The sequence below is a fragment of the Pseudomonas agronomica genome (assembly GCF_025917275.1).
GTDB classification, from domain to species: domain Bacteria; phylum Pseudomonadota; class Gammaproteobacteria; order Pseudomonadales; family Pseudomonadaceae; genus Aquipseudomonas; species Aquipseudomonas agronomica.
Genome location: NZ_JAOSHO010000025.1, coordinates 19,637 through 28,740, shown reverse-complemented (window position 1 = coordinate 28,740; position 9,104 = coordinate 19,637). Strand labels below are relative to the sequence as shown.

Annotated in this window: 10 protein-coding genes; 5 read left to right on the top strand and 5 right to left on the bottom strand. The window is 60.4% G+C overall.

All coding sequences use genetic code 11. The annotated features are described in order from the left end of the window. Positions 1-61: 61 nt before the first annotated feature. Entirely contained in the window at positions 62-223 is a 162-nt protein-coding gene (locus OC610_RS04295; protein WP_264426672.1) for a DUF2986 domain-containing protein, read from the bottom strand. A 64-nt stretch (positions 224-287) separates the two neighbouring features. Further along, a complete protein-coding gene (locus OC610_RS04290) occupies positions 288-743 on the bottom strand; it encodes a thiol-disulfide oxidoreductase DCC family protein (RefSeq protein ID WP_264426671.1) in 456 nt (151 codons plus the stop codon). Positions 744-1,344: 601 nt separating this feature from the next. On the opposite strand from OC610_RS04290, the gene OC610_RS04285 reads away from it, so the two are divergent. Together OC610_RS04285 and OC610_RS04280 are read left to right on the top strand one after the other, a co-directional pair. After that, complete coding sequence (locus tag OC610_RS04285) at positions 1,345-2,019, top strand: isochorismatase family cysteine hydrolase (protein ID WP_264426670.1); 675 nt, start codon at positions 1,345-1,347, stop codon at positions 2,017-2,019. Positions 2,020-2,034: 15 nt separating this feature from the next. Beyond that, the gene (locus OC610_RS04280) at positions 2,035-3,396 is read left to right on the top strand and encodes a purine-cytosine permease family protein (protein ID WP_264426668.1); all 1,362 of its coding nucleotides are present in this window, start codon (positions 2,035-2,037) and stop codon (positions 3,394-3,396) included. A gap of 52 nt (positions 3,397-3,448) precedes the next feature. Here OC610_RS04280 and OC610_RS04275 read toward each other — a convergent pair whose 3' ends face one another. After that, on the bottom strand, positions 3,449-5,215 hold the full coding sequence (locus OC610_RS04275; protein WP_264426667.1) for a S8/S53 family peptidase: 1,767 nt from the start codon (positions 5,213-5,215) through the stop codon (positions 3,449-3,451). Between the two features lie 145 nt (positions 5,216-5,360). On the opposite strand from OC610_RS04275, the gene OC610_RS04270 reads away from it, so the two are divergent. Then, positions 5,361-6,113, top strand: a complete 753-nt coding sequence (locus tag OC610_RS04270; protein WP_264426666.1) for a gamma-glutamyl-gamma-aminobutyrate hydrolase family protein — start codon at positions 5,361-5,363, stop codon at positions 6,111-6,113. Here the strand turns inward: OC610_RS04270 and OC610_RS04265 are convergent. Continuing rightward, on the bottom strand, positions 6,098-6,490 hold the full coding sequence (locus OC610_RS04265) for a VOC family protein (RefSeq protein WP_264426665.1): 393 nt from the start codon (positions 6,488-6,490) through the stop codon (positions 6,098-6,100). The two genes, OC610_RS04270 and OC610_RS04265, sit on opposite strands and share 16 nt — an antisense overlap. 50 nt (positions 6,491-6,540) lie before the next feature. Then, positions 6,541-7,473: a hypothetical protein gene (locus OC610_RS04260; protein ID WP_264426664.1), complete on the bottom strand. Its 933-nt coding sequence runs from the start codon at positions 7,471-7,473 to the stop codon at positions 6,541-6,543. A gap of 213 nt (positions 7,474-7,686) precedes the next feature. Here OC610_RS04260 and OC610_RS04255 point away from each other — a divergent pair, with 213 nt between their 5' ends. Together OC610_RS04255 and OC610_RS04250 are read left to right on the top strand one after the other, a co-directional pair. Then, positions 7,687-8,877: a colicin E3/pyocin S6 family cytotoxin gene (locus OC610_RS04255; protein WP_264426663.1), complete on the top strand. Its 1,191-nt coding sequence runs from the start codon at positions 7,687-7,689 to the stop codon at positions 8,875-8,877. After that, a complete protein-coding gene (locus OC610_RS04250; protein WP_264426662.1) occupies positions 8,874-9,104 on the top strand; it encodes a DUF7683 domain-containing protein in 231 nt (76 codons plus the stop codon). The genes OC610_RS04255 and OC610_RS04250 overlap by 4 nt, the downstream gene beginning before the upstream one ends.

The window sequence follows — 9,104 nt, the reverse complement described above, 5'->3', positions numbered from 1 at the left end:
GAGCGTGCCGTGGGCGGTGACGATGCGTTGCAGCGACAGGGGATCGATGGGAATCAAGGGATCAGCTCTCGAGGGAAACGACCGCGTCAGGGTTGGCTTCAGCCGCCAGTTTCAGACGGTCGGCTTTGCTGATGTATCGGTCCTTGCTCTTGGGCGCCAGTTTGGCGCTGGCCTTCTTTGCGTTGGCCTTGAGCAACTGGTTTATTTTTTTGCGGCGGTTCATGTTTTTTACCCGAATGAAAAGTGACGACTGTCCGTTTCGAAAGGCACGGTGATCGATCTGTGTTCTAAGCATTATGCCTGTTCAGGAAGCGCCGTTCATGATCCGCATTCGGCAGCAGGCACGTGTCGTATCTGCCGAAAAGCCGATAACGATTCCGCGCGATGCGGTCATAGGCCCAGTCCCTTAGCGGACGGGGGACGAGACGCAGCCAGGTCACCGGGTGCCAGCGGGCGGGCAATTGTGAGACGACCTCGAAAAAGGCATCTGAGCGTTCCCAGTAATACCGGTCGCGGATTACCGCCATGGTGTCGAATTGATCCAGCGGCAAACCCGCCCACGCCAGCAAAGCCTGGCCTTCAGGCGATTGCACCGCCGCCAGTCGCACCCGTCGCTGCCGATCATGACGTATCAGGAACTTCGCCCAGCCGTTGCAGAGCTTGCAGACACCGTCGAACAAGACCACCGTTTCGCCTGGCTTGAGCAGCGGCGCGGGGGAAGGCCGGGTTTTTGAGGCTGGCATGCGGGTGGTCCTGGGACTTGGATAGGTTGGGATCATACAGACTGTCAGGGTGTGTTTGCCTTCTGAAGGCTACCGCCGTGGGCAATTTGAGTGCGGGAGACAGGAAGCGAGTAACTGCTGTGTTACGTTCTGTATCATTGTCTGATGGTATTCCGCATGCCAGAAAATCGCACCATCATCCATACCGCTCTAATCTGCCACTTTCCAATGCTCCAACCCATTTGGCCGATTTTTTGCAGTCCTCAAGTAGCGATTCCCTTGAGACTCACCCCAATGATCCGGCCCTCGTCACGCTTTGATAACGCCCATGGTCGCCATCTGTTCAATGCAGGTGGTTCGGCTCGCGCGTTGCCAAGTGGCGCCATGAAGGTCTTTCTTCGTCGGTCCGTCTCGCCATCTCCCGTTGTTCTCCAACGACTTCCGGCCTGCGTTGCCGCCAAGCAGAACGGTTTCTGGCAAATAGTCAGCTGACCCTTTCCCGTGCGTTTGACGCGTCCTGCGCCATGCCTGCTCCAGCGGGCGTGCCGCCTGTCTTTATCCGCTGAGCCGTTGGCAAGCTGTTGTTGCGCTTGCCGGGGAAGCTGCACCCGGAAGAACGTTGATGAACACTGAAACCGCAATCCTGCTGGTCGATCTACAAAAAGAAGATCAATTCGCGCTCCCGCGATTTGAGCAAGTGATCAAGAACGCCGCATCGGTCATCGATGCCGCTCGTAACCTGAACATTCCGTTGTTCTACACGCGGCATATCAATGATGCCCATGGCTGCGACTTGATGCTGGGTGAGCCGGTCGATGGACTGGGCCGGCCCACCACCTATCTGGCGGGCACCGCCGCTGTGGAGATTCTCGATGAGCTTGCGCCCCAGGCGGGCGATGTCGTGATCGACAAGCATCGCTACAGCGCTTTCCATGGCACTCGGCTGGCCCAGATGCTCGGCCGCAGGGGCATCAAGCACTTGGTGGTCATGGGCGTGCTGACCGATGTGTGCGTCATGACCAGCGTGTTCGATGCGTATCAGCGCGACTTCCAAGTCACTCTCGTGGCCGACGCCTGCACGGCGACCACCACTGCCGCCCACTACTCGTCGTTGCTGATTCTTTCCAACTGGATCTACGGGCTGGAGATTTTCTCTGCGCAGCAGTTGCTGCGACGTTGGCAAAACCAGCCAGCGGTCTCGCTCCGCACCGCGACGCCCGACCATCTCGCCTTCCTGCCAGAAGCGTTCGTAGAAGCCATCGAGCATCTCGAAAGCCGTCTCGTCAACGATCGCTAATCGGAGAGAACAATCATGAAAGTTGAAAACAGAAGCATTGATTTCATCCCCGAAGACGAACGTTATGGCGAGCCTCGCTCATTGTTCTTCGTATGGTTTGGCGCCAACGCCAACATCACCACGGTCGCCGCCGGCGTATTGCCGATCAGCCTGGGCCTCAATCTGTTCTGGAGCGTGCTCTCGATTCTTGTCGGTTCCATGATCGGCGCGGTCTTCATGGCCTCGCATTCCGCGCAAGGGCCGCGGTTGGGCATCCCGCAGATGATCCAGAGTCGCGCGCAATTCGGGGTGTTTGGCGCCATTGTCCCGCTGCTGTTCGTGATGTTGATCTACCTGGGCTTTTTCGTCAGCAACACGCTGTTGGCGGCCCAGGCCGTTGCGACGGCAAGCCCGTTCAGCAACGAAGTGAACATCATCCTGCTCGGCGTGGTGTGCTTCCTGGTGGCCTTGGTCGGCTACCGGTTCATCCATCGTTTCCAGAAGATCCTTTCGCTGGTGTCCATCGCGGTCTTCGGTTTCGCCACCGTCCTGTCCCTTGCGCTGCCCATCGAACCCGGACAGTGGACACCGCAGGGGTTCAGCCTGGTGAGTTTCCTGGCCTCGGTGAGCATTTCGGTGACTTGGCAACTGTCCTATGCGCCTTACGTTGCCGATTACTCGCGTTACCTACCAACCCGCACGTCCACCCGCCAGGTGTTTTGGTACAGCTATTTGGGAACGGTCATCGGCGGCAGCTGGATGATGGTGCTGGGCGCAATGCTGGCCAAGGGCGTGGCCGGGTTCTCGGATAATGTTGGCTTGAACCTGGTCGGGCTCATGGGGGGAGGGACGTTGTTGATGTTCGGCTTCGTGCTGTACGGGCAGGTCGCGATCAACGTGTTCAACCTGTACGGCGCGTTCATGTCGACCGTGACGGTGGTCGAGCCCTATGCGCAACTCAAGGTCACGCCGCTCGTACGCGCGGGGTTCATGTTGGTCATCTGCGCCGCCGCGACCGGTTTGTGCACCCTGGCCCAGAATGACTTTTTGCAGTTCTTCCTGAACTTCATCTTCTTCATGAGCTACTTCCTGATCCCGTGGACGGCGATCAACCTCGTGGACTACTACGCCTTGCGCAAAGGTGTCTATCGGATCGCGGACATCTTCGAACCGGACGGTATCTATGGTCGGGTGAACTGGATCGCGGTCAGTGTATTCCTGATCACCATCGTGCTTGAAATCCCGTTCATGAGTACCTCGTTGTACACCGGTCCGGTTGCCAGTGCCTTGCAAGGGATCGATCTTGCCTGGATCGTCGGCTTGCTGATTCCCGCCGGTGCCTATTACGGCTTGATGAGCCGCTACAGATGCGCAGTGACAGCGCCTGTCGAGACTTGACGGCGAGCGATGCTGCCTGGGGAGTCGAACGGATCGATCGCCCAAGGTAGCATCAGCGCACCCGACTGCGACTCTGCACCGACAGGTCCAGGGCTTTCTGCATGTCCAGCCGCGCCGAGCGGCCCACGTCCTTGTCGTTGAGCTGGTAGTTGCGCTCCGATGGCAGGATGGGGGCGGTGAGGTCTTCGCTGTCCATTCGTTCGAAATCGTGGTTGTCGCCGATGGTCATGGCGCTGCGCCGCAGGAGCATGCGCAGCTGTTCTGGCTGAAGTTCTGGATTGATCGACAGCATCGCCGCCAGCAGGCCGGTGACCATCGGCGTGGCGTAGGACGTGCCGCAATGCACCGCACCGTCCTCGCCGGCATTGACCGTCGAGGCGTGGGTGCAGGCGGCGGCGGTGATGTCGACGCGCATGTCGATGTTCGAGGAGCTGCGCTTGACCGCGTAGCCGGGGTCGTCGACGGCGATCCCGGCCCGCTCGTTGCGCTGGTGCCCGCCGACCACCAGCAATTGCTCGGTGATGAACGAGGAGGGCAGGCGGTATTCGTCGGTGCCCGAAAAGGACGAGCCGTTGCCGGCGGAGTTCACCACCACCACGTCGGGATGTTCCTTGCGTAGCCACAGGAAAAATTCCTCAAGCAATTCTTCGTAGCCGCCCATGGCGATGCCCGAACGCAGCAGCGAATCCACGTCGTCGCCTTTCACATCCTTCGCCCCCACGCGGTGGATGCCCCAGCTCCAATTGAGCACGCGCACTCCGTCCTCGACGAGGTTCACCGAAGCGGCGATGTTGGCAGTGATCCCTGCATCGGAATTGCGCTCGACGATCACCTCGAAGCCACCGCTGGCCTTGTCCAGGCCCCGGAGAAAACCGCTGTTGCCGCCATCGTTCCAGCGTGCCGCGAGGATCCCGGCCACGGTGGTGCCGTGGTTGTCCGGCTTGTCCGCATCGCGGGCGTAGACGCAGGTGCGCGGCACCGAACAGGGGCCGAGGTAATCGGCAAAATCCGCCGTGTCGAAATCCACGTCGCGCTCGATCAGGCCGATGCGCACCGGTTGCGGTCGGATCGGCGCCTGCTGTCCGGGGATGCGCCGCTGGTAGTAATGCACCGCGTCGAGAAAACGATTCGCCGCCCATTCATCCGAGTCCTGGGCCGGTTTTTTCGGCTCGTCAGGCTGGGTGGGCGCTTGCTCGGCCTCTTGCGCCCCTGACTCCTCGATCACCACCGCATCGACGCTGGTCTCGCTGCCCAGGCGCAGCACCAACGCGTCGCGCTGCACCAGGTCTTTGGCCGGCAGGCGCAGCTGGTACACGTTCAGCGGCGCAATGCTGCCGACCACCTTCGCGCCATATTTGCCGGCAAGCCGCTCAGCCTCCTGGCGGCCGTCGTGATTTTCCTCGATCAGCACGCTGACCAGGTCCACATAGGTGGTCAGGCCGTCCATGTTCTTCGCCACCTCATTCGGCCCGGCGGCGAGCACGTGGCTGTTGCCCATGGTCAGCCAAACGGCATTGCTCAGGCGTGGGCCGTCGGCCAGCCAGAGCGGAGCGCTGTGGTAATCGGCGCTGTCCAGGCGCAAGCGCAGGCTTTGTCCTTCACGCTGGATGCTGTGGGCAGGAATCGTTTTTTCACCGAGTTTGAGTGGCGGCGTTGCGTCACCCAGCCCATGCGCGGTCAGGCACCATTCCTGGCGCTGGCGTTCGAGCAAGTCGCCGCAGCGCTTCAGGCTTTCCAGGCGCAACGGTTCTTGCGCAGAGGCGGTCGTGCTGGCTGTCCAGCTCAGGAATGAGACGAGGGCGACGGATCGTAAGCGCATGGGTGGGGTTCTTTGCTGGGGTTTGCTGTTCCGACCGTTGCGTCGATGGCTTCGTTCAGGGGTCCTTGCCCACTGTCATCGAAAGGGAACAACCGGACCCGCGCCGCAATCCGATTCATAAGCGTTTGAGGAACAGGGGAGTCCCATGTCTCGTCCACCCATGATCGGAATCATCGCCTGCTCAGGCAAGATCGGCCCGCACACCGTCCAGCTCAGCAACGACAAATACGCCCAGGCGGTCGCCACCGCCGCCGAAGCGCTGCCGGTGATCCTGCCGGTGTTTCCGGCGCTGATCAAAATTTCCCACGTCCTTGCCGGCCTGGACGGGCTGCTGTTCACCGGGTCGCCATCCAATATCGAACCCCATCACTACGGTGGTCCACCCAGCCCGCCGGGCACCGAGCACGACCCGGCCCGGGACGACCTTGCGCTGCCGCTCTGGCGCGCCGCGGTCGAAGCGGGCCTGCCGGTGCTCGGTATCTGCCGTGGCTTCCAGGAAATGAACGTCGCCTTCGGCGGCTCGCTCCATCAACAACTCGACGGCCCAGGCGCCGAACACGAGCCGCCGAGCAACGAACCCGTCCAGGAACAATACGCCCGCAACCACGCCCTGACGGTGCGGCCGGGCGGCGTGTTGGCGCGGCTGGGGCTCAAGGACGTCATCGAAGTCAACTCCGTCCACGGCCAGGGCATCGCGCGGGTGGGGCAGGGCTTGTGCGTCGAGGCCGTGGCGGAGGATGGATTGGTGGAGGGCCTTTCGGTGGAGGGCAGCCGGGCCTTTGCGCTGGGGGTGCAATGGCATCCGGAGTGGGAGGTGATGGATAACGCTGATTATCGGGCGATTTTTCGGGCGTTTGGGCGGGCGTGTCGGGAGCGGGCGGGTTACGCCGGATCGTGACAACAGACGCAGAGCTTGTTGCCTTCAGGGTCCCGAAAGTAGGCCCCGTAATAATCCGGGTGATATTCAGGGCGCAGGCCTGGAGGACCTTCGCAGCGGCCACCCAGGGTCAGCGCCAGGGCATGAGTGTTGCGCACGACCTGTCTATCGGAGGCCAGCAGGGCGATCATTTGCCCGTTTCCGGACGTCGCCGATTCGCCGTCAAAAGGCTTGCCGACCACAAAAAGAGGACGTGGGTTGTCAGGGTGCATCCAGCCCGCCCATGGGCGTTCAAGGTCTTTGAACTTGAGTTCAAGGCCGAGCGCTTGCATGACCTCCTGATAAAACGCAAACGCTCGCTGGAAATCGTTCGCGCCGATGCACACATGTGAAATCATCTTTTCATCCTGGAAAAGGGAAAGCCTGTTTCCACCATAGCAGCGTCTCCTCAAGGATTGGCCTTCATCCGTCCTTCGATCGCCACGCGCAAACAACCCCAGGCGATCACACCTATGACTAGCAGCTCGACGACACCGATAAGCACGTGGAATGAAAAGGTCATCGGCTGCTCCGCCCAATAGAAGGTTGTCGGGCGGGAAATGCCAATGCGCAGTCGTCCGGTAAACAGCGAGGGCACCAACGTGATGATGCGGGTCAGTTCGAACACAGACAGGAACGCGCCAATCAGCGCGAGCAGGGCGCGTGCGGGTGTGCCCAGTTGCTCAGTCGTCTCCGCCGAAGGCATCGGCGCCTTTGTTTTGCGTTGCCTGGCGATTTTCGCCGGGGTCGGAGCAGGCCGGTAGGCGGCCTTCGCAACGGGTGCCGAACCGACCATTACCTCGGTGGGCATTGGTATTTGTAGGTAGTCGCTTATCTCACGCAGCCACAGGTCGGTGCGTTTGCTTCCCGGTACGACCGGAACGTTGCTGCTCGTCAGGCGATGGGTGGTGCCATCGCGCATCACCAGCCACAGTTGAGTGGCGGCTGGCTTGGCCTCCGGGTGGCGGCGCAGTTCGAAGTGTTTGGCGGCGTCGATCCTGAACACCGAAGGCACCCGCTCACGGCGTCCGAAAAAGTTCTGGGTGCGGCGCTTGCCTTCACCGTCGAGGCGCGACAACAGCAAGGTCTCGCGGGTGCCGGTGTAAACCAGCAGCGCCAGACCCAGGGCGGGAATCAGCAGCAGCCCGAGCACCATCAGGAGCAAGGTCAGTGGGTCCATGCCCACTGGCGACGAGTCTGAATCGGCAATCGCTAGCACGGCCCCCAAGGGAAAGATCAACGCCAGCGCACTGGTCAGCAGTACGACTATGCTCTGCACCCGGTTGACCGAATGGATGAGCAGGTCATCCCGCGTGGTGCGCTCGAATCGATATCCAATCAAATGGAGACTCCTGATAAACCCCGGCCCAAAGCGGCGGCGGATATGTAACGGGATGGATCAACCGCAGATCTAGAGCCGATCGGTTGGATGATTTTTCCGGCCCTACGTCGCTCGATGAAAACGGAACGATCATTTCAAGAAACATCCTACATCGCCACTCAAATCCCCTGCGTTAGCGTCCGTCCTGGATTTTCAGGATGAGATTCGCGACTTGTGACCACACGCCCAAAAGACCTGCCCAAGGTTCGGAATCCACGTTCCGGCGAAGGGCACAACATCTCCTATCGGGACATGACGTCCAGCGAGCTGGCGGACTACGAAACCCTCCAGCGCGGCCATGAAGCCATGCTCGCCCGACAGGCTGCCTATGAAAACGAACGTTGGGCCACGGTGGAGAAAAAGCCTCCCGTCATCACCGGCTCCGTGTTTGCCAAGAGCTGCAAACTGCCCAACGGAATCATCGACTACAGCGACCCCAACGGCTTCGTACCGCCGGACCTGGTCAAGCAGTACGGCGATCTGACGTGGCTCGGCGGCCGAAGCGCCGACGCTTCGGGAAGCGTTCCCCTCAAGCAAATCGGCTCAAGCGCAATACCCGTCGCCTTGGGCCGACTCGCACTGGGAGGTTCCGCTGTGCCGGCGGCTGGCGCCGCTACTGGCACGGTCGGCGCGGCGTTGTTGACCGGCATCGTCGCCTTGCTCTGGCCTTCCAGCCTGGGCGACAGCGCCCTTTATAGCGAAGAGCAGCTACGCCAGCTCAAACAGGCCCGCACCCGCATGCGCCTGAGTATCGAGCAGCAGGCCGACGGCAGTATCAAGGGCTACGGCTTCTACACCGGCCAAAACCGCGCCTGGGAAATGGTCGACGTCGTCCACCTCACTCCTCGCGGCGACCAATACATCGCCGACCTGGGCGACGGCATCGAGCTGATCTGGACCCCAGCCACCGACCCCTCCGACACCCTCGGCATCCCCGCGCTCGAAGCCGCGCCTCAAACCCCACACATCTGGATCTACCCACCGACGCCGGTGGCGGACAGCATCATCGTCAACCCGATTTATCCGCCGGAGTACAAGGATTTCATCCTGGTGTTTCCGGCGGATTCGGGGGTTCGGCCGGTTTATGTGGTTTTGAGTGTTCCGGGGGATCATAAGTACTACCCATCCCCACTGTCACTTCCTGCATTTCCAGACGCACAGACTGCTCCCATGAAAACGTTTGTACGAGGAGGAGGTAAAAAACGCCGACGATGGAAGGATCGCTCAGGAAAAATTTATGAATGGGACTCACAACATGGCGCGTTAGAAATATATACAAAACAAGGTAAGCATCTGGGCGAGTTCGACTCCGTAACGGGGGAGCAAACAAAACCTGCCGATCCATCTAGGAGAGTGGAAAAATGAAGCATGTCATTGAGGTTTTCGATGCGGCCACTGAGGAGCTATTGCTGTGCGTAGAAATTCCGCAGTCGTACTCGACTGAGTTAAGTGATCTCATGGGCTGGACGCAACCTGAAGATCCGTATGATGGCTATGACCTTTTACCGGAGCATGTAGAAGTACTAGAGAAGTGGACTCACACCCAGTTAAAGGGCGACAACCGCATTATCCAAATCGTCTGCCTTGAGTAA